The organism is Vogesella mureinivorans (assembly GCF_007644035.1).
Taxonomy (GTDB): Bacteria; Pseudomonadota; Gammaproteobacteria; order Burkholderiales; family Chromobacteriaceae; genus Vogesella; species Vogesella mureinivorans.
In genome coordinates, this window is the sequence record NZ_VMTV02000636.1 from 1 (window position 1) to 264 (window position 264).

The 264-nt window shown below is 50.8% G+C and carries 1 pseudogene; it reads left to right on the forward strand.

The window, feature by feature from the left end:
* A pseudogene (locus FLQ44_RS17040) lies at positions 1-162 on the forward strand (PEP-utilizing enzyme); the annotation flags it as partial.
* Between the last annotated feature and the right edge of the window lie 102 nt (positions 163-264).

A 264-nucleotide genomic window follows, 5' to 3' on the forward strand; every position in this document is an offset into this window, starting at 1 on the left:
GACATGACTGACCCAGACTGGGAACCAGTAATGAAACGTGCAGCAGCAATCGTGACTAACCGTGGTGGTCGTACTTGTCATGCAGCCATTATTGCTCGTGAATTAGGTGTTCCTGCCATCGTAGGTTGTGGTAATGCCACAGAAGTGCTTGTCGATGGACAGGGTCTGGTCCCTTTCTTTAAGGAGAATCCCTTACTTCGAGTAGAGCGCCGCGTCAGTCTTTTTGGCTGTATTCATAACTTCGCGGGGCCGAATACGGACTGG